Here is a 23,221-nt window from a genome sequence, read left to right on the forward strand (position 1 = left end):
TGTTCAAATTGTTATCGTCTTATATTTGCATTTTAATTAAAATAATTGTTATTTAATAACATAATTATATTATTAAACTTCAATATACTATTTATAATACACTGATTATTAAAGTGTATATTTATAATATTTTATGTAAATTTTTTATAAACTCATTATAGTTTTACTTAAATAATCACATATCATAGAACAATTGTTAAGACTAATAAAAAATTGAATAAAATATAGCAGATATTGCTATAAATCCAATCAACACGATAAAAAAATCACTTATATTATTGAAATATTTATTCATGACCGAAACTTTTCTAATTGCATACATGGGCATTAAAAATAGAATTATTGCAATAATTGGTCCCTCTAGTGTTTCAATCATTTTTAAAATATTTGGATTTAAAGTAGCTGCAAACCAAGCTGTTAATAAAATAAATGAGGAAGTAATAAAATTTAGTTTCGTATGTACTATATTTTTACCTAAATTATGTAATATTTTATTTAATATGCTGTTAAGTCCTTCTTTAGCACCTAAATAATGCCCAAGAAATGATTTAGTAATTGCAATAATAGCAAGTGGAGGACCCAACCAATCTATAACTGGTACGTTAAAATGATTTGCTAGATAAGACAATATAGTAATATTTTGTTTTTTAGCAATATTCAGATCTTGAGGAGAGAGACTTAATACACAACTAAAAACAAAAAACATTACAGTGACAACCATTAATAAATTTGAATAAATAAGTATACGAGAACATTTTTTTTCTGCATAGTCACCATATTCCATTCGCTTTACTAATGCAAAAGATGATATGATAGGTGAATGATTAAAAGAAAATACCATAACTGGAATAGCTAACCATAATGTAACCCATAAATTGTTATTAGATTTGCTAATATTTAATGTTTCTAATATAGCTCCTTGCCAATGAGGTATTAAATAAAATGCTATTAAAATTAAAGCAATAATAAAAGGATATACTAATATACTCATTATTTTTATTATTATTTTTTCGCCAAAACAAATTATTATCATCATCAAAACAATTAAAAACAATGAAAGTATTACACGTGGAGGAGGTATTAATTGTAACTGATTTATAATAAAGCTATTTAATGTATTAGTCATTGCAACACTATACATCAGTAAGGTAGGATATATTGCAAAAAAATACAATAGAGTTATAAGATTTCCTGCTTTAGGACCAAAGTGTTCTTCTACAACTTCACTAATACCTCCATAAGGATCACTGCCGGATAGGATAAATCGCGTTAAAGCCCGATGAGAAAAAAAAGTTAGAGGAAATGCAATTATGGTCATAACAATTAATGGAATTATACCTCCAATGCCTGCATTTATAGGTAAAAATAATACTCCTGCACCAATTGCTGTACCATATAATCCTAATAACCAAATAGTGTCATTTTTATGCCACTCTTTTTTATTAGCTATTGCATTAATATTATTTAATATACTTATTTGAGTGGGTTTCATTTATACTCCGATAAAAGTCCTTAAATGTTATTAAGATTGTTCCATTAATGAATGTAATTAATTTCATCATTATTAATGATTGACAATATTAAAATATGCATTTAAATAAAATATAATAATATTATTGACATTATTTTTCTAAAGTATTTAAATAATGCATTTAGAAATGCTATATATATAATATATCGATGATATCTTGTTATTTAATTAATAATTTGATACATTAACAATTTAACAAGTAACTTTATTTCATTATAATAAAATAATGCTGTTAATCTTAATTTGATATCACTTTTAATAAAGTTGATATTAAACAATATAATCAAATAATTAAGATGGACACTATTAATTGTAACTAGATAATATCTAATTATATTAAATAATATTTTAATATAACTATAATATAATAATTATATTCTTAACGATATTATTTGGTTTTTAATAGTTATAAATAATAAAATTTTCTAATTATAGTTATCGATAATAAAAAATATTTTGTATTATTTGTATTATTATACAATAATATTTTAAAAGTGATATAATATCATAATAAAGTATTAAGTTATTATTTAACTAATTAAATTAATGAATTTTTAATAACTATTGAGAACAATGAGATGTTGAAAATTTAAAGGTAGAAATATATACAAAAAAGACATGCAACTATTATATTAAGGCAAGAATATTACTAAATATAATAAGTGTTGTTTTTCAAGAAACTTTTATTGATAAGTATAAAAATAAATACCAGGAGGTAGTATTGCGTAGTAGTTATAGAACAGTATCTCAAATGTTTATTAGTGGGAAATTTATTGGTGGTTTTGATGAGTTATTAGAGCTTGATAGAAAAAATACATTTAATTTCCTACAAGAATTTTAATATATTTATAAGGCATATCTAAATGCTAAATTATAATGCTAATGAAATAGAATTTCAAATTATGCGTATATATGTAAAAGATATTTCATTAGAAGCTCCTAACATACCTCAAATCTTTCATAAAGATTGGAATTCTAAATTAGAATTCAGTATAAATACTAGCTTTTGTCAATTATCTGAAGGAGTATTTGAAGTAGTGTTAAATGTAACTGTAACCTGTCATTTAGATAAAGATATTGCTTTTCTTTGTGAAATTAAACAAGCTGGTATATTTAGTATAAATAAAAATAAAATTGACGATTTACAGATAACGCATTTTTTATCAACTTATTGTCCAAATATGTTGTTTCCTTATGCTAGTGAGTGTATTAATAACTTAGTTGCACGTGCTTCTTTTCCCTTAATACATTTATTACCTATTGACTTCTATGAAATTTTTAATAAAAATTTGCAAAAAGACCTAAAAAACACCTATTAATAAATTAGTAATAACAAAACTAATTTATTAATAGGTGTTTTATTTTATAATATTATTATCTAATTATTGTAATATAGATCAATAAATATTTAATTATATTTCCTTTCATGTTTTTCAAATAAGAATGAATATAATAACATATAATCATAATTTATTAATACATTTAAAATATAAACTCACTTTACCATCAATCATTAATGTTAAAATAAAGTTTACTTTTCAATATTTTTATGTTTTTTTGTTAAAAAAATTTACAAATATATTAACACTCAAAATGTTAAATTAAATATAAATCATTATAGTATATTATTGTAAGTATTAATAAAAATATATAATAAAATTTATTATATTGAATATTTTAATTATTTGTTTTATTTTTTTATACTAATTTAAGTGTGTCATGCTGAATATTTAGTCGTCAATTTGTATGGTGTTTTAATAAGATAATTAATAAAAAACTATATTTAATAAATTATATAATTAATAATACATAATAATAGTTTACAGGAAACAACATGAATGTTTTTTAATAAATTAGAATTAGTTTGGAGTCAAATGAAAAGAGAAGCTCATATTATATCTAATTCAGAACCGCTGTTAGCTAGTTTTTATCATGAAACATTACTTAAACATGCAAATTTAAGTAATGCTCAAAGTTATATTTTATCAAATAAAATTGCTAATGCGTTTATGCCTGCTATTAATGTTCGTGAGATCTTAGAGGAAGCTTATAGTAATGATTTATCTATTATCACTTCTTCTGTATATGATATACAAGCCATAATTCAACGTGATCCAGCGGTTAATGAATATTCTATACCATTACTTTATCTTAAAGGGTTTCAAGCTTTACAATGCTATCGTATTAGCCATTGGTTATGGAATCAAGGTAGAAATGCACTTGCGATTTATTTACAAAATGAAATTTCAGCTTATTTCGGAGTGGATATTCATCCTGCAGCAAAAATTGGTAAAGGTATTATGTTAGATCATGCAACAGGAATTGTTATAGGAGAAACAGCTGTTATTGAAAACGATGTTTCAATTCTACAATCAGTTACATTGGGAAGTACTGGTAAAGTAATAGGGGATCGTCATCCAAAAATACGTGAAGGAGTCATGATTGGCGCAGGTGCTAAAGTACTTGGTAACATCGAAATAGGCAAAGGCGCGAAAATTGGAGCAGGTTCTGTAGTATTGAAAAACGTACCACCAAATACTACTGCTGCAGGAATTCCTGCTCGTATTGTTGGAAAAACAAATAGTCAAAAAACTCAAAAAACCTCAATGGAAATGGATCAATATTTTAATAGTTTGGTTTTTCAACTTGGTGACGGTATATAATATAAAGTAAAAAACACGTTTAATCTTTAAACTATTAAATGAATATTACTTCATCTATGTATTAATTATGTGTTAATAACGATTCTAATGTTAATTAATGATATTATTAATAATATATAAATAAAATCAATCATCTTTAAAAGATAGTTTTATATTAATTACTATACATATCTTATGTAGTATACAATTAAGGAGCTTGAATTGCAACAATCTTATTGCCAGCTAGTTAAGCTAGCTGCATTAGTAACAACTGTTTTTGCTTTTATATTTTTAATCATAAAAATTTTTTCTTGGTGGTATACAGAATCAGTAAGTTTACTTGCGGCTCTAATTGAATCAATTGTAGATATTACTGCTTCCCTGATTAACTTATTAGTTATACGTTATTCTTTACAACCAGCTGACTCTGATCATACATTTGGACATGGTAAAGCTGAATCTTTGGCAGTTCTTGCACAAAGTATGTTTATTTCTGGATCTTCTGTTTTACTTTTTCTTACTGGAATTAAATATTTGATCAATCCAACTATTGTTCATTCTCCAATGATAGGAGTTGTTGTAACTATTATTTCACTAATTTCTACTATAATCTTAGTATCCTTTCAGAAATGGGTAGTAAAACAAACTAGTAGTCAGGCAATTCGTGCTGATATGTTACATTATCAAGCAGATGTTATTATGAATGCAGCTATTCTAATAGCTCTTATCTTAAGTAGTTATAATTTTGTACACGCAGATGCTTTGTTAGCATTAGCAGTTGGGATTTTTATTCTTTGTAATGCTTTAAAATTGGGCTATAATGCGATTCAAGTATTATTAGATGGAGTATTGCCAAAACAAGAACGAGATAAAATTTTAAGAATTCTAGATCAATGGCCCAATATAAAAGGTATTCATGACTTGCGTACCCGACAATCTGGATCTACTAGGTTTATTCAATTTCATTTAGAGTTAGAAGATAACTTGCCACTTTTACAAGCACATGATGTAGCTGTCAGACTTAAAAAAGCATTACTTACAGAATTTCCTGGTTCAGACATAATTATCCATCAAGACCCCTGTTCTTCCAGAAATATTGGAATATAAAATCCAATAAATTTGTAGTTATTAGATTTTAATAATCTTGTTTACAAAACAATAAATTATTTTAAAAAATTAATAAAGGCGATCAAAGATCATGATTAAAAAAGTAGGAGTTTTAACAAGTGGAGGAGATGCACCAGGTATGAATGCAGCTATTCGTAGCATTGTACGTTCTGCATTGAGTGAAGGGTTAGAAGTTTGTGGAATTCAAGATGGTTATCTAGGTCTATATGAAAATAGAATAATTAATTTAAATCGTTATAGTGTGTCAGACATGATAAATCGCGGTGGTACTTTTCTCGGATCTGCTAGATTTCCAAGATTTCTAGATAAGCAAGTTAGAAAAGATGCTATAGAAAACATGAAAAAATCTGGTATTGATGCATTAGTAATTATAGGGGGTAATGGCTCTTATATGGGTGCTATTAAAATAACTGAGATGGGATTTCCTTGTATTGCCCTACCGGGAACTATTGATAATGATATAGCTGGTACTGACTATACCATAGGTTATTTTACTGCACTTGAAACTATAGTAGAAGCAATTGATCGTTTGCGCGATACCTCTTCTTCACACCAACGTATTTCCATAGTTGAAGTTATGGGCCATTATTGTGGAGATTTAACATTAGCATCTGCAATTGCGGGAGGATGTGAATTTATAGTACTACCTGAAATAACATATAATAGAGAAGAATTAGTAAAAGCAATAGAACAGGGCATAAATAAAGGGAAAAAACATGCTATAGTTGCAATTACAGAGCATATTTGTAATTTAGATGATTTAGCATGTTTTATAGAAACAAAAACTAAAAGAGAAACTCGCATAACTGTATTAGGTCATATCCAAAGAGGAGGAGCACCTTGTGCATATGATCGTATTCTAGCTTCTAGAATGGGTAATTATTCTATTAAATTATTAATTGAAGGATATGGAGGTCGCTGCATAGGAATACAAAATGACAAAATGGTGCATCATGATATTAACGATACTATTACATACATGAAACGTTCATTCAAAATTGAATGGTTAAACATTGCCAAACAACTTTATTAACATTCAAAATTACTATTGTCTGTCTGCTTTTATTATTAATAATAATATAAATTTACTTGTGATATTTATTTTTGACGATTTAAATACTGTTCATTACAGCTAATTTAACTATTTTTGAGAATATTTCAGCATTTAAAGAAGATTTGCCTACTAATAAGCCATCTACATCTGGTTGACTAATAATTTCAGCAGTATTATCTATATTAATAGACCCACCGTATTGGATAATTACAGTTTTAGCAACAATTTTATCTTGTTTTTCAAGATAACTTCTAATAAATCTATGAACGTGTTGTATTTGTGTAGGAGTTGCTGCTTTTCCAGTCCCAATAGACCAAACAGGTTCATAAGCAATAACTGAGTTTTTGAATATTTCTATTCCTTGATTATTAATAATGGATTTTATCTGAAATTCACAGACCTCTCTAGTTTTACCTTGTTTTTTTTCTAATGCATTTTCACCAATGCATAAAATAGGTGTTAAGTTAAAGGATTTAATTAATGCAAATTTTTTTGCTATATGTTTATTGGTTTCTTTATGATAAATACGTCGTTCAGAATGACCAACAATAACATATTGTGCACCTATTTCTTTTAACATTTTAATCGAAATATCACCCGTAAACGCTCCTGATATATGAACATCAACGTTCTGAGCACATATTTTTATTTTACTAGATATAATTTTTTTTATCATATCAAGATATAATAAAGGAGGCGCAATTGCTACTTGACATTTATCTACACTATGTATTTTCTCATTAAGTTCACTAATTAAGTTTCGTATTGTTAAAAAACTTCCATTTAACTTCCAATTACCTATAATCAGTATATTTTTCATTGGTTTTCCAATATAATAATATGATATTATTAAATTGATTTTAAATAATTATTTTAAATAGTCATTATCTAAATGATTTTACTGAATATTAACAAATAAATTAATACTTAAAAATATTATTCTATTTACCAATAATTCTCACTAGTTATATGTCCTGGTTTACTTTTTAAATTTATTTGCATTCCTCGAGTATTTTTTAGTAGTTGCTGTGTTTCATGTACCATTCCTGGATTTCCACAAAGCATAACATGACTATGTTGCGCATTTATATCTAACTTTATTGCATTTTCTAATTCACTATTGCTAATCAGATAAGGGATACGACCACACAAAGACTCAGGTGTTTTTTCTCGGCTTACTACTGTTTGAAAATGCAATTTTCCAATGTACTTTTTTTGTAAATTTTTTATTAAGCTTGAAAAGCTCAAATCAGCAGAATATCGAGTAGCATGAACTAATATGATATTTTCAAAACGATCTAAATCTTTCCCATATTGTAAAATTGAAAGATATGGTCCAATAGCAGTACCTGTTGATAACATCCATAAATTTTTGCACTGAGGAATTGAATCTAGAACGAAAGATCCGCAGGCTTTTTTGGTTATCATCAATTTTTTACCTGGTTTTAATATATGTAAATACGGACTTAATTTACCTTCAGGCACTATAGTTAAATAAAACTCTAATATTTCATCATCTGGAGAATTGACATAAGAATAAGCACGTTGGATACGTTTACCATCTAACTCCAATGCTATCTTTGTAAATTGACCTGCTATAAATGGACAAATTGGAGCCTTAATACGAAGACTAAACAAATCATTTGTCCAATTTTTTATTTCGTGAACTTGAGCATTAACCCAATCAGACATATTTTAAGCCTTTCAAATTTTTATTTGTTAATATATAAATAAATTGGTTAATTTAATATTAAGTTAATAACTAAAAATCAAAATATTTTATTTATAATAAATAGTAAAACATCGATTTTATATTTTACTATGGTAAAAACTAATAAAATTTAATATTGTTGATATAACAGTTAATATTTCATTTGCAAATAACATATTTTATGTATCATATTTTATTATATTAAATAATAAAACAATTGCTATGTTCTGAAAATATATTTTTATTGCAATAATTATAAATGTATATCAAAATTTTGTTTATATTAAAATTTTATCCATGCACCGTTAATGTTAGATTTTAATCTTTCATTAATTCAAAAGCAAAAAATTTACCTGCTTAATATTTTATACAAATAATTTTATTACCAATTGATTTTAAATTAACAAAATTAACAATTTTAAAAGCCCAACTAAATAAAGCTAGGCTTACAGTAATTTACTTTATGTAATCATAATATAAAACGACTAAGATCTTCATCAGAAATTAATTGATCTAGATGTTTACCTACATAGTCTGCATCAATAATTACTGACTCACCTGTACGCTCACTAGCATCATAGGAAATATCTTCCATTAGACGTTCAAGAACAGTATGTAAACGACGAGCGCCAATATTTTCAGTTGTTTCATTAACATGCCAAGCAGCTTCTGCAATTTTACATATGCTATCATCAGTAAAATTTATAGTTACTCCTTCAGTATTTATTAAAGCCTTATATTGCATGGTTACAGATGCATTAGGTTCAGTCAATATCCGTTTAAAATCTTCCACAGTTAAAGCTTTCAGTTCAACACGTATTGGTAGCCTCCCTTGAAGTTCGGGTATAAGATCAGAAGGACTTGCTATCTGAAACGCACCTGAAGCAATAAATAAAATGTGATCGGTTTTAACCATTCCGTGTTTAGTAGAGATTGTGCATCCTTCCACTAAAGGCAATAAATCTCTTTGTACACCTTCACGAGATACATCTGGACCGCCAACATTTTGACCACCATATTTACAAATTTTATCTATTTCATCAATAAAGACAATACCATGTTGCTCAACTGCTTCGATAGCATCTTGTTTTAATTCTTCTGGATTAACTAATTTAGCTACCTCTTCTTCTATTAGGAACTTCATGGCTTCTTTAATTTTTAGCTTTCTAGATTTTTGTTTCTGAAAACCTAAATTTTGAAATATAGATTGTAATTGGTTTGTCATTTCTTCCATGCCAGGAGGTGACATAATCTCTATTCCTAAAGATGCTACTGCTATATCGATTTCAATTTCTTTATCAGCCAATTTCCCTTCACGCAATTTTTTTCTGAAAGATTGTCTAGTAAAAGAAGGTTCTTTGTTTTGTTCTGTTTGTTGACCCCAATTATTTTTCATGGGAGGAACCAGAACATCTAAAACACGTTCTTCAGCTAGTTCTTCAGCTCGATGTTTGTTTTTTTCTATCGCTTGACTACGTACCATCTTAACAGCTGAATCTGTTAAATCACGAATAATAGAATCAACCTCTTTTCCTACATAACCCACTTCTGTAAATTTCGTTGCTTCAACTTTAATAAAGGGAGCATTAGCTAATTTAGCTAATCTACGTGCTATTTCAGTTTTTCCTACACCTGTTGGTCCAATCATCAGAATATTTTTAGGAGTTACTTCATGCCGTAGTTCTTCATTTAGTTGCATCCGTCTCCATCTATTACGCAATGCAATAGCCACAGCTCTTTTAGCACTATCTTGCCCTATTATAAAACGATTTAATTCTTTAACAATTTCACGAGGAGTCATCTCGGACATAATTAAAATCCTTACGTCTTAAACATTAATTCTTCGAAATTAACGTTATGATTAGTATAGATGCAGATATCACCAGCTATATCAAGTGCTTTTTCAACTATATTGCGTGCATCTAATTCAGTATTTTCTAGTAAAGCACGTGCTGCAGCTTGTGCAAACGCACCTCCAGAACCAATAGAAATTAAATCATTTTCCGGTTGTATTACATCTCCATTACCACTAATAATAAGAGATGCTGATTCACCTGCTACTGCTAACATAGCTTCAAGGCGGCGTAGAATTCGATCATTACGCCAATCCTTTGCTAATTCAACAGCTGCCTTAACTAAATGACCTTGATAAGTTTCTAATTTACGTTCGAACAACTCAAATAAATTAAAAGCATCTGCAGTACTGCCTGCAAATCCAGCAATCACCTTGTCATTGTAAAGACGACGTACTTTTTTAACATTACCTTTCATTATAGTATTACCAAGAGTAGCTTGACCATCACCGCCAATTACTACTCGGCCGTTACGTCGTACACTTACTATTGTTGTCACAGATGGATTTCCTTTTACACACAAGAAGGACCCTGAACCACATAGCACAGAGCATTATGCGGAAAGATATGGGGTGAAGTTTAATATGTTTCAATCCCCTGTATGTCAGATATTAATAATACATTTATAAAAATTTAAATCAGTTATTTATTGTATTTATTGTTACTAAAGATAACATAATAACATTAGTAAGTGCATAATGATAATATATTTTTAATAATTTTACTAGTTTATTAGTCTTAATAATTAAATAAATATTGATTTTAAATAATATAAACCGCTAAATATTAACGAGATTTTAAAATTACAATCGTTTACAATAACGAATATTTTATGTTTGTTACAAACATATACTTTTACCTATCTCCTTTTTAAAGGTTAAAATTCGTTAGGATCAATATCTATAATAAATTTAACTTTTCGTGATTCTGGCACTAAATCATAAATTAATGGTAAAGATCTTTTAATTAATTGTTGTAAATATTTGCGTGAAGGATGCTGTATTAGAAGATGCCATCGCCAACGTTTGTTTTTTTTATGCTGTAATGAAGGCGATGGTCCCATAAACCATATAAACTTGTCTTGAGAAGATATATTTTCTAATAAATCACGTGATTTTTGAAGCATTTCTACTACTTTTTTACTATCATAATCTTCTGCTCTTAATAAAATATGGCTAGTCCATGGTGGCAATAATAATGTTTTACGTTCTAATAATATTTGATTTGCAAAAGAAAAGTATCCTTTATTTAATAAAGTTTTAAGTAATGGATGTTTAGGATAATATGTTTGTAATAATACTTCTCCTTGTTTGTCAGCACGTCCTGCTCGTCCTGAAACTTGAGTATAAAGTTGAGCAAAACGTTCTGTAGCTCTAAAATCTGATGAAAATAAAGCTCCATCAACATTTAATAAGGATACTAAAGTTACGTTTGGAAAATGATGGCCCTTTGTAATCATTTGAGTTCCAATTAAGATACAGGGTTCTCCTCTATTTATATTATCTATATACTTCTTTAAAGAATCTTTATTGCGAATTGTATCTTGATCTATGCGTATTATTTTTATGCTAGGAAATAAATTACTTAATTTATCTTCTATTTGTTCAGTACCTATTCCTACTGGTATTAAATTTTTTACATTACAACGAGGACACATATTAGGGATTATCTCTTTGTGGTTACAATAGTGACATCTTAATTGGCTTTTATATCGGTGTAATGTATATTTATGATCGCAATTTTGACATTCAGCAATCCAACTACATTCATGGCATAACAGTAAAGGTGCAAAACCTCTTCGGTTTAAAAACAATAAAACTTGATTTTTTGCATGAAGATGACATTTAATTTTATTAATAAGTACTGGTGATAAACCTCCAATAAGTGTTGCTCCTTTTATGTCTATTACTTGTTGTATTACTAATTTAGCATTACCAGCACGGTGTAATAAATTCAATTGGCGATATTTTCCTATAGAAACATTATATAATGTTTCTATAGCAGGTGTTGCGGATCCCATAATAATTGGTATGTTTTCTTTATAAGCCCTATAGACTGCTAAATCACGTGCTTGATATCTCCATCCATCTTGCTGTTTGTAGGAGCTATCATGTTCTTCATCAATAATGATTATACCTGGTCTTGCTAGTGGGGTAAACAATGCAGAACGAGTGCCAATTATAATAGCATTTTCACCGCGTCTAGCCCTTAACCATACAGCAAGTCTCTCTTTATTATTTAGCGCTGAATGCAGTAAATCTATAGGGGCATTAAAACGTTCACGAAACACATTGACAGTTTGAATTGTTAAACCAATTTCTGGTACTAAAATTAATGCTTGTTTACTTCTTATCAGTATGTTTTCTACTATCTGAAGATATACTTCAGTCTTTCCTGAACTAGTAATACCTGCTAATAACCAAGGGGAATATTTTTTATCTTCTTTTCTTATAGTATTAATAGCTATAATTTGTTCTTTATTTAATTTTGGTTTTTCACCTTTAATGATAAAATTATCAGACCAATTTTGTAATGAAAAATAATTTTTCTTAAGAGTACAAAGACCTTTGCTATGCAAATTGTGCATGATTTTATTGGTTATATCATGATTTTTTTTAATATTATCGCAAATTATTGGTCTTTGTCTTAATAATTTAAGAGCTTTTTGTTGTATAGGAGCATTTTTAAGACTTTCAATTCTGGTGAGGTTACCCTTTTCAGTGAGTTTCCATAACCATTTTAAATCGTAATTAATAGATTTACCCTGTCTTAATAATACAGGAATAGCATGGCTTAAAACTGCTCCTAAAGGAGCATGATAATAATCAGCAGCCCATTGTAATAATTTCCATAAAGAACTAGAAAACAAAGATTCTTCATCTAAAATATCTTCGATATTTCTTATTTTTTTGTCTTGTAAATAATCAAGATTATTATTTTCATATAATGATACAATGATGCCAATCATTTGTCTATTACAAAAAGTTACTCTTACTCTACTACCTATAACTGGTTTAACATCTTCAGGGTATATGTAGTTAAATAAACGATTTAATGGAACTGGCAAAGCAATTTGAACTATAGACATCATGAATCTCTTGATTAATAAAAGATAGGATATTTATATTATTTATTTAAATAATAAAGATATCATTCTTAATAATAAAAACACCTTTATTCTGCATTTAAGATATATAATTATAAATCCTAATAATTGGGATTGATTGTATTTAAAAATATTAATTAAATAACATAATTTTAACTTTAAAAGGGGATTTTCATGAAAAAAGGGATTCATCCTAAATATCAAGCCATCACAGCTCATTGTACTTGTGGCAATATAATTAATATTTATTCTACTTCAGAACAGAAATTAAACCTAGATGTCTGTAGTCAATGTCATCCATTTTATACTGGTAAACAGAGAGACGTGTCAACTAAAGGTAGAGTTGATCGCTTTAATAAAAGATTTTCATTAATTAGTAACAATAAATAAATATAATATTGACAGTAGGAATGCTTATTTGAAGATTTAGCATTCCTATAATTATTGCTATATCAAATAACTTCAACAGTTATAGTAATATTAGTAATTTTAATAACTTAATTTTGAGTATTATTTCATAAATTATAATTATAAAATATAGCATTCAACTAAAATTTAATATAAATATAGTGAACAAAATTAGAGCAAAATATTTCAGATTCAAGTGATTTATAATTATTAGGGTTAACAATATGGATCTCAAAAAAGCAACAATTGCTGTTCACAGTGGTTTAAACAATGACATACAATACGGTTGTGTATCACCTCCTATTTATCTGTCTAGCACTTATAATTTTATTGGTTTCAATGAACCTAGGTTTCATGATTATTCTCGTCGCAGTAATCCAACGAGAGATATAGTTCAAAAAGCTTTATCTGATTTAGAAGGAGGGGTTGGTTCTGTCTTAACCAATACTGGTATGTCAGCAATTCATCTTGTAACAATGTCTTTTCTCAAACCAGGTGATTTGTTAATAGCACCTCACGATTGTTATGGAGGTAGTTATCGTTTATTTCAAAGCATGCATAATAATAATTTATATAAGGTAAAATTTATTAATCAGAGTAATTTATTAGAATTACAGGCAGCTTTTAATGAAAAACCCCGATTGATATTTATTGAAAGCCCGAGTAATCCTTTATTACGAGTTGTAAATATTTCAATGATTTGTGAATTAGCACATAAAACAGAAACTATTAGTGTAGTGGATAATACATTTATGACCCCAGCATTACAAAATCCGATATATTTAGGAGCAGATATCATTGTTCATTCTTGTACTAAATATATTAATGGTCATTCTGATGTATTAGCAGGTATTGTTATTTCAAAAGATCCAACTCTGATAGATCATTTATCTTGGTGGGCTAACAACATAGGGGTTACTGCTGCAGCCTTTGATAGCTATTTATTATTACGTAGCATACGCACTTTATTACCTAGAATAGATATAGCTCAAAATAACGCTCTAGCAATAGTTGATTATTTAAAACAACAAAAATTAGTAAAAAAGATATATCATCCATCTTTGGTAGAAAATATCGGATATAAATACGCAGTTAAACAACAAAAGGGATTTGGAGCTATTCTCAGTATGGAAATTGATGGAAATAAAGAAATATTGAAAACTTTTTTAAAATCATTAAAGTTATTTACTTTGGCAGAATCCTTAGGAGGAGTTGAAAGTTTGATATGTCATGCTGCTAGCATGACACATGCAAGTATGTCTTATGAAGCAAGAAATAGAGCAGGTATTTCGGATATGTTGTTACGTATTTCAGTAGGTATAGAAGATAAACAAGATTTAATTAGTGATTTAGATAGTGCATTTAAAATTGCTTCAGATAACATTTAGAATATCTCTACTTTAAATATAAACATAACATTATAAATTAAAATGTAATTATCAAATATAATATATTATCTGTTTATCAAATAAATCATTTGCAATAAAATATACTTATAAAATATTTAACCTGTCACTTTTATAGATATATAATTGCTCTGAATTATTATTTTTATTTCCTCATATATTTTTCTACTTTTTGCATATTTAAGTAATTATATTATTTTGCTTGTTTTAAATAAAGATATCAACATTTTGTTGCATCAAAATCAATTGATTATAACATATTGTTATATGATTAAACTGAATTTAATTGATAATAATCAAATTTAAAATTAATTAAAAATCCCTGAAAGGTATAAGGTAAATGAGATGAATGATTGTTACGTTAATCAGCAGAAAAAGTTATACCATAGTGGATTTGAATTTAATAAAAAATTTAAGATCTCATTTGAATTTTTTCCACCTCGTAGTAAAGAAATGGAAAAAACACTGTGGAACTCTATTAATTTTCTTGGTAAATTAAGACCATCTTTTATATCTGTTACTTACGGTGCTAATTTAGAAGAAAAAATACTTACATATAATGTTACTAAAAACATAAAAGATCGTACAGGATTAGAAGTTGTGCCTCATCTAATATGCGTAGATTCTACAAAACAGGAGTTGCGTGATATAGCATATAATTACTGGAATAATGGTATATATAAGATAGTTGCATTAAGAGGTGATATTAATAAAGCTAGTAATAAACCAAATATGTATTGTTATGAATTAGTCTCTTTGCTAAGAGAAGTAGGTAATTTCGATATTTCTGTGGCTGCCTATCCTGAAGTACATCCAGAAGCAAAAAATGCGCAAGCTGATCTAATTAATCTAAAACGTAAAATTGATGCAGGAGCTAATAGTGCAATTACTCAATTTTTTTTTAATATAGATAATTACTTGCGTTTTAGAGATCGCTGTGTTGCTGTTGGAATCGACGTTGACATTATACCTGGTATTTTGCCAGTATTAAATTTTAAACAATTGAAGTATTTTGCTAGAATTAGTAAAGTACATATTCCTTTATGGATGTATGAATTGTTTAATGACTTAGATCATGATACAGAGACTTGTAAGATGATCGGAGCACACGTAGCAATCGATATGGTTGAAAAATTATCTAAAGAAGGCGTACATGATTTTCACTTTTACACTTTAAACAGATATGAAATTAGTTATTCAATTTGTCATGTATTAGGAATTAAACCCTATCAATTGTCTTAATATAATAGATACATTCAACCAAAATATTTGAATATCATTCATTATTTTTTTATAACTAAAATAGTTTTTTTAATTGCAAAAATGATTTATTATGCGATGAATACTATTATAGGTAGGTTTAATATATGACATATGCATAAATTCATTTGGTTGATGAGCTTGCTTAATTGATCCAGGGCCAAAGACCACAGTTGGGCACAATTGCTGTATAAATGGAGCTTCTGTACAATAATTAACTACTTCTAAATTTTTATTTAGTAATTTCTGGATTTTTTTAATAAAAATATTATCAGTAGAACACTTGTACGCAGGAATAGGGGGATATAATGTTTCTATAGTTATTCTATTGCCCCATTTAATTGTAATCGGTTTTAATACCTTGTTCACGAGCTCATTAACATCATTTATCGTTATGCTAGGGATGAAACGAATATCTAAGTGTAATTCACAATAAGAACATACGCGATTTGCTACATCTCCTCCTTTAATACAACCAAAATTAACAATTAAATGAGGTTTTGTAAATTTATTATATTTATTTTTTTTAAAAAAATCTCTTAATTTTATTAAGTTGAATATTACTTTTTGCATTAATTCAATAGTATTTATATCACTATAGAAGATACTAGAATGGCCAGATTTACCGCTAACACGGATTATACTTGAAATGTATCCTCTATGTTCACAAACTGGTTTAAGAGATGTAGGTTCACCTATTATAGCAAAATCTGGACGCAACTTTGTTGATCTTGAAAAGATATTGGCTCCGATCATAGTTGTTTCTTCATCAGCAGTAGCCAAAATATATAGAGGTTTTTGTAATTTTTTTATGTTAATATCACATAATACATCTACAACAAATGCAAAAAAACCTTTCATATCTACTGTACCTAAACCATAAAGTTTATTATTAAATTCAGTTAAAGTAAAAGGATCATATTTCCAAAAGATTGGGTCGAAAGGTACAGTATCAGTATGGCCTGTTAGCATTAAACCACCTAACTTATCTCTAGTTTTTGCTAATAGATTAAATTTGTTGTTTGTATTAGGAATAGAATTTAATTCTACTTTTAAACCTAGATCATCAAACCAGTTGGCTAGTACGTTAATTAAAATTTTGTTGCTACAATCTAAAGATCTATCAGTGGAACTAACAGATGGGATAGAAATTAATTTTCTATAACATTCAATGAAAGACGGTAGTTTGTTTTTCATTTTTATATTCCTTGTATTAATTAAATTCATAAATAATATGTTGTTTATTAATATAAATAATATGTTGTTTATTAATATATTAACCTTAATAGTGATTAATTCTTATGTTAAATACATTAATAATTGGTGCTAGTGGATACACTGGTGTAGAATTAGTACTTATTTTAAGTCGCCATCCCTACATAAATATAGTTGGCTTAGTAGTTTCAGAAAAAAGTCCAAATATAGGAAAATCTTTATCTGAAGTTCATCCAAGAACGAAAAATATAATAGATTTGCCATTACAAGATATCAAAAATTTACTAATTAACAAAAATAAAATAGACGTGGTTTTTTTAGCCACCTCTCACGATATCAGTCATGAATTAGCACCAAAATTACTTAAAAATGGCTGTATTGTATTTGATCTTTCAGGAGCATTTCGTGTTAAAAATAAAAATTTTTACAAAAATTTTTATGGATTTCAACACAAAAATGAAGAGTGGTTAAATAAAGCAGTATATGGTTTAGCAGAATTTCAAGTAAAAGAGATTAAAAAAGCACAATTAATTGCAGTTCCAGGATGTTATCCTACTGTTTCACAGTTAGCTTTAAAACCATTATTAGATGCTAATTTAATAGACAGAACTCAATACCCGGTAATTAATGCTGTTAGCGGCGTCAGTGGTACTGGACGCAAAGCAAGTATACAATCCCATTTTTGTGAAATTAGTTTAGAACCTTATGGAGTTTTTAATCATCGTCATCATTTAGAGATCGTTGAACATTTAGGTATCGAAGTGATTTTCATTCCTCATATTGGAAGTTTTTCCCGTGGAATTTTAGCAACTATTGTTTGTTTAATAAAAACTGGAATTGATTCCGAAACTATTAGTAGTGTATTTAATGATACTTATTGTGATAAACCATTAATTCGTTTATATAAAAAAGGTTTTCCTTCTTTAAAATATGTGGTCGGTTTACCTTATTGTGATATTGGTTTTGCATTAAAAAACGAACATCTTATTGTTATAGCAGCTGAAGATAATTTACTTAAAGGAGCAGCGTCTCAAGCAGTACAGTGTATGAATATTCATTTTGATTTTCCTGAAACACTATCAATCTTATAGAAATAAATTATTATGATAAAACCATTAGTGATTAAATTAGGTGGCAATATTTTAAAAAAAGAAGCAGCATTAAATAATCTATTTACAACTTTAGCAAATTATCTCAATATCTACAACAATAGATTCATAATGATTGTACATGGTGGAGGTTATATAGTGGATGATTTAATGAAGAAATTATCACTAAGTATAATAAAAAAAAACGGATTGCGTATTACTCCTCATGATCAAATTGATATAGTTGTTGGAGCATTAGCAGGTATTGCTAACAAAAAATTACTTGCTTGGGCAAAAAAACATAAAATTAATGCAATAGGTTTATGTCTGAGTGATGGCAATATAGTGAATTCATTACAGATAGATAAAAAATTAGGAAATGTTGGTCATGTATTTCCTGGAAATTCATCTTTATTGAACATTTTGTTTGATAGTCAATATATACCAATAATTAGCTCTATAGGTATTGACGACAACGGAAATTTATTAAATATTAATGCTGATGAAGCTGCAGCAGCTTTAGCTTTAACTACAGATGCTAATTTAGTATTGTTATCTGACGTAAATGGTATTAAAGATAACAAAGGTAATTTTATTAAAGAAATTAAAAAACATGAAGCAGAAAGGTTGATATCTAACAATGTCATTCAACATGGTATGGTCATTAAAGTACGAGCTGCATTAAAAGTTGCTTTTATTTTAAATCGACCGGTAAATATAGCTAGTTGGGAATATATTGATCAGTTAAATGCTTTGTTTAATGGATATTCCATTGGTACCAGAGTACACAATTAGTATTGTTTTAACAAAAGGATCATATAAATGAAATCAAAAAACGTACAAAAAATAGTCTTGGCTTACTCTGGCGGACTTGATACATCTGCTATTATACCGTGGTTAAAAGAAAATTATAAATCTTGTGAAGTAATTGCTTTTGTAGCTGATATTGGACAACCTAGTAAGTCGTTATTAAATATAGAGAAAAAAGCAAAGCTATCTGGTGCTTCATCATGCTATATTATTGACTTAAAAGAAGAATTCGTTAGAAATTATATTTATCCAGTTTTACAAACAGGTGCAACATATGAGGGTTTTTATCTTATGGGTACTTGTATGGCAAGACCTATTATAGCTAAAGCACAAGTTGATTTAGCTATTAAAACAAATGCAGATACTTTATGTCATGGTGCAACAGGTAAAGGTAACGATCAAGTTCGTTTCGAAACTGCTTATGCTACATTAGCACCGCATTTACAAGTAATTGCTCCTTGGCGAGAATGGCATTTAAGCTCTCGAGAATCTATTTTACAATACTTAAAAGATAAAAATATTCCTACTGATGTATCTATAAGAAAAATATATAGTCGTGATGAAAATGCATGGCATGCTTCAACAGAAGGTGGAATATTAGAAGATCCATCACAATTAGCAGAAAAAGATTGTTGGATTTGGACTAGTGACCCAATAGATGCTCCAGATCAACCTGAAAAATTAGTAATCAATATTGAAAAAGGAGAAGTAATTGCTATAAATAATGAAAGATTAACTCCTTTACAATGTTTAAACAAACTGAACATAATTGGTGCTAAACATAGCATAGGACGAGTAGATATGATAGAAAACCGCCTAATAGGAATTAAATCAAGAGGATGTTATGAAACACCAGGGGGAACTATAATATTTAATGCATTAAGGGCGCTAGAGCAATTAGTTTTAGATCGTGAGAGTTTTAAATGGAGACAACAGCTGGGTCATGAGATGTCATATGTAGTTTATGAAGGTCGATGGTTCACTCCTTTGCGTAAATCTATACAATATGCTGCTAAAGTTTTAACAGAAGAATTAACAGGTGAAATAACTATACAAATTTATAAAGGGAATGCAATTGCTATAGAAAAAAAATCTATTAATAGTTTATATTCTAAAGATTATTCTACCTTTTCAAAAGACAACGTATACAACCATAAAGACGCAGATGGTTTTATTAAATTGTTTTCCCTTTCTTCTAGAATTAGAGCGCTAAAAAAACAAAACAAACCATAATGTATTTTGTTTTTTTTAATAAAACTTAAATAAGGATACATATGTCACTTTGGGGTGGAAGGTTTAAAGAGTCGACAAATCAAATGTTTAAAAACTTTAATGATTCATTAAAGTTTGATTATAGACTAGCGGAACAAGATATTATCAGTTCTATTGCATGGTCTAAAGCATTAATGACAGTAAATATTTTAAATTCAAAAGAACAAAAACAATTAGAGCAGGAATTGAATATTTTATTAGATAAAGTTAGAATCAATCCTAAAGAGATTTTATCTAGTCAAGCAGAGGATATTCATAGTTGGGTTGAAAATGAATTAATTTTAAAATTAGGTGAATTAGGTAAAAAATTACATACTGGACGTAGCAGGAATGATCAAGTAACAACAACCTTAAGATTATGGTGCAAAGTTAATATTAAACAATTATTACAAAATATCTTTGAATTAAAAAAGATACTAATATTAACGGCTGAGCGCAACCAAGATGTTATAATGCCAGGTTATACACATTTACAACATGCGCAACCAATAACTTTCGCGTATTGGTGTTTAGCTTATTTAGAAATGTTCATACGTGATGAAAATCGTCTAAAAGACACTCTAAAACGCTTAGATTATAGTCCATTAGGTTGTGGATCTTTAGCAGGAACCACATATAATATTGATAGGTATCAATTAGCTAATTGGTTAGGATTTAAATCTATTACTAATAATAGTCTAGATACTGTATCTGACCGTGATTATGTTATAGAATTTATATCTAATGCAGCAATTAGCATGATACATTTATCTAGATTCGCTGAAGATATGATTTTTTTTAACAGTCATGAAGTAGGATTTATAGAATTATCAGATGAAGTAACATCTGGTTCCTCTTTGATGCCGCAGAAAAAAAATCCAGATGCTCTAGAACTTATTCGCGGTAAATGTGGTCGAGTACAAGGTGCTTTAGCTGGAATGATGATGACATTAAAAGGTTTACCTTTGTCTTATAATAAAGATATGCAAGAAGATAAGGAATGGTTGTTTCATACCGTTGATACTTGGAATGAGTGTATAACAATATCATCTCTAGTCTTAAAAAAATTAACAGTAAATAAAATTCGTTGTAGAGATGCTTTAAAACAAAGCTACTGCAACGCAACTGAATTAGCAGATTATTTAGTATCTAAGGGGATACCATTTCGTACAGCGCATTGTATTGTTGGTAAAATAATATTAGAGGCAATTAATCAAAAATCTACTCTAGAAGATTTAGATTTAAATCAATTAAAAAATTTTTGCTCCTTTATCACAGAAGATGTATATTCTATTTTAGATTTACAATCTTGTATTAACAAACGGAATTCACAAGGAGGAGTTTCTTTTTTGCAAGTTATGCATGCTATTAAATCTGCAAAAAAAAATTTATCTAAATCTTTTAAGGAATTAAAAAATTTTTAAATAAAATTCTTAATATTGATTTTTACTTTAAAATATAATTATTATTAGACGTCAAGATATCTAATAATAATAGTAGAAAATATAATTGATTATCATTAAATAAATCAGTTCAACAGAATACATTTTAATATTGTATTAATATACTATATATTAATTTAGCATAGAATATGCATAAATATATTTAAATACATATATATGATTTATATACATAATACAAATATGATTAACTCATCAGTAATTAAAGATAATTTAAGACCTATAATACTTATTTTCGACTCTGGTATAGGCGGAATTTCAGTGTATAATGAAATCAAAAAACAAATTCCTGATCTTTATTATATTTATGTTTTTGACAATGCAGGTTTTCCTTATGGAAATAAAACCAAACTATTTATTATTAAACGCATTATTAATATAATAAAAAAAATTTCCAGCAAATATTTAGTATCTTTAGCTGTTATAGCCTGTAATACAGCAAGCATTATTGCACTTGTTGAATTACGTAAATATTATAGTTTTCCTATTGTAGGTATAGTTCCGGCTATAAAACCTTCAGTTAAAATCACAAAAAACGGAATAATAGGATTATTAGCTACATATAATACTATTTCCAGCAAATATATACGTCAATTAATACTTACATTCGGTGAAAATCACAAAATTCTAACCATGACAGCTAGTGAATTAGTATATATAGCAGAATCAAAGTTTTTGGGAAAAAAAATTTGTCTAAACAAAATACATAACGTATTACAACCGTGGTTAAAGAAATCAAAAATACCTGATACTATTATTTTGGGTTGTACTCATTTTGTATTATTACGTGAAGAATTAAAACAGATATTGCCTACAAATACATTTTTAATTGATTCTAGTTTAGCTATTGCTTGTCGTGTCAATTATTTATTAAGAAATACACAAGTTAAAATAGGATTCTTAGAAAACAATATAGCATTTTGTACTTCGATAAATAATACATCAATGCAATTATCTTTAATTTTAAAACAATACGGTTTCCCTATCCTAAAAATAATTAAATTAAAAATAAATTAATTAAATTAAAATAAAATTTATTATAATATTAATAATATATCATTAATTAATGAAATCAATTAAAGATATTGTTTTTAGGAAAGCATTTAAGTTAACAATTAAATCTTTCATTAAAGATTGACTAATAACTTTAAATAAGCTAACATAGCAAAGCTCTTTAACAATTTATCAGACAATCTGTGTAGGTATTCATAGATTTAGCATTAACATTTTAAATGTATGTTATAAATATCTATTGAATAGATACGTGAGTTTATTACGTGATTTAATCTGTAGAAATA

At 27.6% G+C, this 23,221-nt stretch carries 20 protein-coding genes; 13 read left to right on the plus strand and 7 right to left on the minus strand.

Annotated features, from left to right (window positions below):
* Positions 1-202: 202 nt before the first annotated feature.
* A complete protein-coding gene (locus tag CRV11_RS01580) occupies positions 203-1,492 on the minus strand; it encodes an aromatic amino acid transport family protein (RefSeq protein WP_136131575.1) in 1,290 nt (429 codons plus the stop codon).
* A 640-nt stretch (positions 1,493-2,132) separates the two neighbouring features.
* Here CRV11_RS01580 and CRV11_RS03730 point away from each other — a divergent pair.
* From CRV11_RS03730 to pfkA, 5 genes are all read left to right on the plus strand, one after another.
* Positions 2,133-2,372, plus strand: a complete 240-nt coding sequence (locus tag CRV11_RS03730; protein ID WP_136131576.1) for a glutaredoxin domain-containing protein — start codon at positions 2,133-2,135, stop codon at positions 2,370-2,372.
* A gap of 22 nt (positions 2,373-2,394) precedes the next feature.
* On the plus strand, positions 2,395-2,850 hold the full coding sequence (gene secB / locus CRV11_RS01590; RefSeq protein WP_136131577.1) for a protein-export chaperone SecB: 456 nt from the start codon (positions 2,395-2,397) through the stop codon (positions 2,848-2,850).
* Between the two features lie 519 nt (positions 2,851-3,369).
* The gene (cysE, locus tag CRV11_RS01595; protein WP_136131578.1) at positions 3,370-4,194 is read left to right on the plus strand and encodes a serine O-acetyltransferase; all 825 of its coding nucleotides are present in this window, start codon (positions 3,370-3,372) and stop codon (positions 4,192-4,194) included.
* Between the two features lie 201 nt (positions 4,195-4,395).
* Positions 4,396-5,280, plus strand: coding sequence for a CDF family cation-efflux transporter FieF (gene fieF / locus CRV11_RS01600; protein WP_136131579.1), 885 nt, complete (start codon positions 4,396-4,398; stop codon positions 5,278-5,280).
* 91 nt (positions 5,281-5,371) lie between these two features.
* Positions 5,372-6,334, plus strand: a complete 963-nt coding sequence (pfkA, locus tag CRV11_RS01605; protein ID WP_136131580.1) for a 6-phosphofructokinase — start codon at positions 5,372-5,374, stop codon at positions 6,332-6,334.
* A gap of 79 nt (positions 6,335-6,413) precedes the next feature.
* On the opposite strand, the gene tpiA is transcribed toward pfkA, so the two are convergent.
* From tpiA to priA, 5 genes are all read right to left on the minus strand, one after another.
* Positions 6,414-7,175, minus strand: a complete 762-nt coding sequence (tpiA, locus tag CRV11_RS01610; RefSeq protein WP_136131581.1) for a triose-phosphate isomerase — start codon at positions 7,173-7,175, stop codon at positions 6,414-6,416.
* A 125-nt stretch (positions 7,176-7,300) separates the two neighbouring features.
* Entirely contained in the window at positions 7,301-8,047 is a 747-nt protein-coding gene (gene fpr / locus CRV11_RS01615) for a ferredoxin--NADP(+) reductase (protein ID WP_136131582.1), read from the minus strand.
* Positions 8,048-8,535: 488 nt separating this feature from the next.
* Complete coding sequence (gene hslU / locus CRV11_RS01620; RefSeq protein WP_136131583.1) at positions 8,536-9,876, minus strand: HslU--HslV peptidase ATPase subunit; 1,341 nt, start codon at positions 9,874-9,876, stop codon at positions 8,536-8,538.
* 11 nt (positions 9,877-9,887) lie between these two features.
* On the minus strand, positions 9,888-10,418 hold the full coding sequence (hslV, locus tag CRV11_RS01625; protein WP_136131584.1) for an ATP-dependent protease subunit HslV: 531 nt from the start codon (positions 10,416-10,418) through the stop codon (positions 9,888-9,890).
* A 378-nt stretch (positions 10,419-10,796) separates the two neighbouring features.
* Positions 10,797-13,007, minus strand: a complete 2,211-nt coding sequence (gene priA / locus CRV11_RS01630) for a primosomal protein N' (RefSeq protein WP_136131585.1) — start codon at positions 13,005-13,007, stop codon at positions 10,797-10,799.
* Between the two features lie 192 nt (positions 13,008-13,199).
* Between priA and rpmE the strand changes: the two genes are divergently transcribed.
* From rpmE to metF, 3 genes are all read left to right on the plus strand, one after another.
* Positions 13,200-13,415: a 50S ribosomal protein L31 gene (gene rpmE / locus CRV11_RS01635; RefSeq protein ID WP_136131586.1), complete on the plus strand. Its 216-nt coding sequence runs from the start codon at positions 13,200-13,202 to the stop codon at positions 13,413-13,415.
* 242 nt (positions 13,416-13,657) lie between these two features.
* Positions 13,658-14,821 carry a cystathionine gamma-synthase gene (gene metB, locus CRV11_RS01640; protein ID WP_136131587.1) on the plus strand — a complete coding sequence of 388 codons (1,164 nt, stop codon included), beginning with the start codon at positions 13,658-13,660 and terminating at the stop codon, positions 14,819-14,821.
* Positions 14,822-15,184: 363 nt separating this feature from the next.
* Positions 15,185-16,081, plus strand: a complete 897-nt coding sequence (gene metF / locus CRV11_RS01645; protein ID WP_136131588.1) for a methylenetetrahydrofolate reductase — start codon at positions 15,185-15,187, stop codon at positions 16,079-16,081.
* A 69-nt stretch (positions 16,082-16,150) separates the two neighbouring features.
* Here metF and argE read toward each other — a convergent pair whose 3' ends face one another.
* Positions 16,151-17,296 (minus strand): acetylornithine deacetylase, encoded by a 1,146-nt coding sequence (gene argE, locus CRV11_RS01650; protein ID WP_136131589.1) that lies wholly within the window; start codon positions 17,294-17,296, stop codon positions 16,151-16,153.
* Positions 17,297-17,400: 104 nt separating this feature from the next.
* Between argE and argC the strand changes: the two genes are divergently transcribed.
* From argC to murI, 5 genes are all read left to right on the plus strand, one after another.
* Positions 17,401-18,405, plus strand: a complete 1,005-nt coding sequence (gene argC, locus CRV11_RS01655; protein WP_136131590.1) for an N-acetyl-gamma-glutamyl-phosphate reductase — start codon at positions 17,401-17,403, stop codon at positions 18,403-18,405.
* 12 nt (positions 18,406-18,417) lie between these two features.
* Positions 18,418-19,197: an acetylglutamate kinase gene (gene argB, locus CRV11_RS01660; RefSeq protein ID WP_136131591.1), complete on the plus strand. Its 780-nt coding sequence runs from the start codon at positions 18,418-18,420 to the stop codon at positions 19,195-19,197.
* 27 nt (positions 19,198-19,224) lie between these two features.
* Positions 19,225-20,445 carry an argininosuccinate synthase gene (locus CRV11_RS01665; RefSeq protein ID WP_136131592.1) on the plus strand — a complete coding sequence of 407 codons (1,221 nt, stop codon included), beginning with the start codon at positions 19,225-19,227 and terminating at the stop codon, positions 20,443-20,445.
* Between the two features lie 41 nt (positions 20,446-20,486).
* Positions 20,487-21,887, plus strand: coding sequence for an argininosuccinate lyase (gene argH, locus CRV11_RS01670; protein WP_136131593.1), 1,401 nt, complete (start codon positions 20,487-20,489; stop codon positions 21,885-21,887).
* A gap of 219 nt (positions 21,888-22,106) precedes the next feature.
* Entirely contained in the window at positions 22,107-22,940 is an 834-nt protein-coding gene (gene murI / locus CRV11_RS01675) for a glutamate racemase (RefSeq protein WP_158674483.1), read from the plus strand.
* Positions 22,941-23,221 lie beyond the last annotated feature (281 nt).

The organism is Candidatus Pantoea edessiphila (assembly GCF_002933335.1).
Lineage (GTDB): Bacteria > Pseudomonadota > Gammaproteobacteria > Enterobacterales > Enterobacteriaceae > Pantoea_C.

Excerpts from the sequence above, each read along its gene's own strand:
- metB (WP_136131587.1), top strand. The coding sequence starts at position 13,658 with ATGGATCTCAAAAAAGCAACAATTGCTGTTCACAGTGGTTTAAACAAT.
- hslU (WP_136131583.1), bottom strand. The coding sequence starts at position 9,876 with ATGTCCGAGATGACTCCTCGTGAAATTGTTAAAGAATTAAATCGTTTT.
- priA (WP_136131585.1), bottom strand. The coding sequence starts at position 13,007 with ATGTCTATAGTTCAAATTGCTTTGCCAGTTCCATTAAATCGTTTATTT.
- CRV11_RS01580 (WP_136131575.1), bottom strand. The coding sequence starts at position 1,492 with ATGAAACCCACTCAAATAAGTATATTAAATAATATTAATGCAATAGCT.
- cysE (WP_136131578.1), top strand. The coding sequence starts at position 3,370 with ATGTTTTTTAATAAATTAGAATTAGTTTGGAGTCAAATGAAAAGAGAA.
- secB (WP_136131577.1), top strand. The coding sequence starts at position 2,395 with ATGCTAAATTATAATGCTAATGAAATAGAATTTCAAATTATGCGTATA.
- rpmE (WP_136131586.1), top strand. The coding sequence starts at position 13,200 with ATGAAAAAAGGGATTCATCCTAAATATCAAGCCATCACAGCTCATTGT.
- fpr (WP_136131582.1), bottom strand. The coding sequence starts at position 8,047 with ATGTCTGATTGGGTTAATGCTCAAGTTCACGAAATAAAAAATTGGACA.
- pfkA (WP_136131580.1), top strand. The coding sequence starts at position 5,372 with ATGATTAAAAAAGTAGGAGTTTTAACAAGTGGAGGAGATGCACCAGGT.
- argH (WP_136131593.1), top strand. The coding sequence starts at position 20,487 with ATGTCACTTTGGGGTGGAAGGTTTAAAGAGTCGACAAATCAAATGTTT.
- CRV11_RS01665 (WP_136131592.1), top strand. The coding sequence starts at position 19,225 with ATGAAATCAAAAAACGTACAAAAAATAGTCTTGGCTTACTCTGGCGGA.
- murI (WP_158674483.1), top strand. The coding sequence starts at position 22,107 with ATGATTAACTCATCAGTAATTAAAGATAATTTAAGACCTATAATACTT.
- argE (WP_136131589.1), bottom strand. The coding sequence starts at position 17,296 with ATGAAAAACAAACTACCGTCTTTCATTGAATGTTATAGAAAATTAATT.
- tpiA (WP_136131581.1), bottom strand. The coding sequence starts at position 7,175 with ATGAAAAATATACTGATTATAGGTAATTGGAAGTTAAATGGAAGTTTT.
- argC (WP_136131590.1), top strand. The coding sequence starts at position 17,401 with ATGTTAAATACATTAATAATTGGTGCTAGTGGATACACTGGTGTAGAA.
- metF (WP_136131588.1), top strand. The coding sequence starts at position 15,185 with ATGAATGATTGTTACGTTAATCAGCAGAAAAAGTTATACCATAGTGGA.
- argB (WP_136131591.1), top strand. The coding sequence starts at position 18,418 with ATGATAAAACCATTAGTGATTAAATTAGGTGGCAATATTTTAAAAAAA.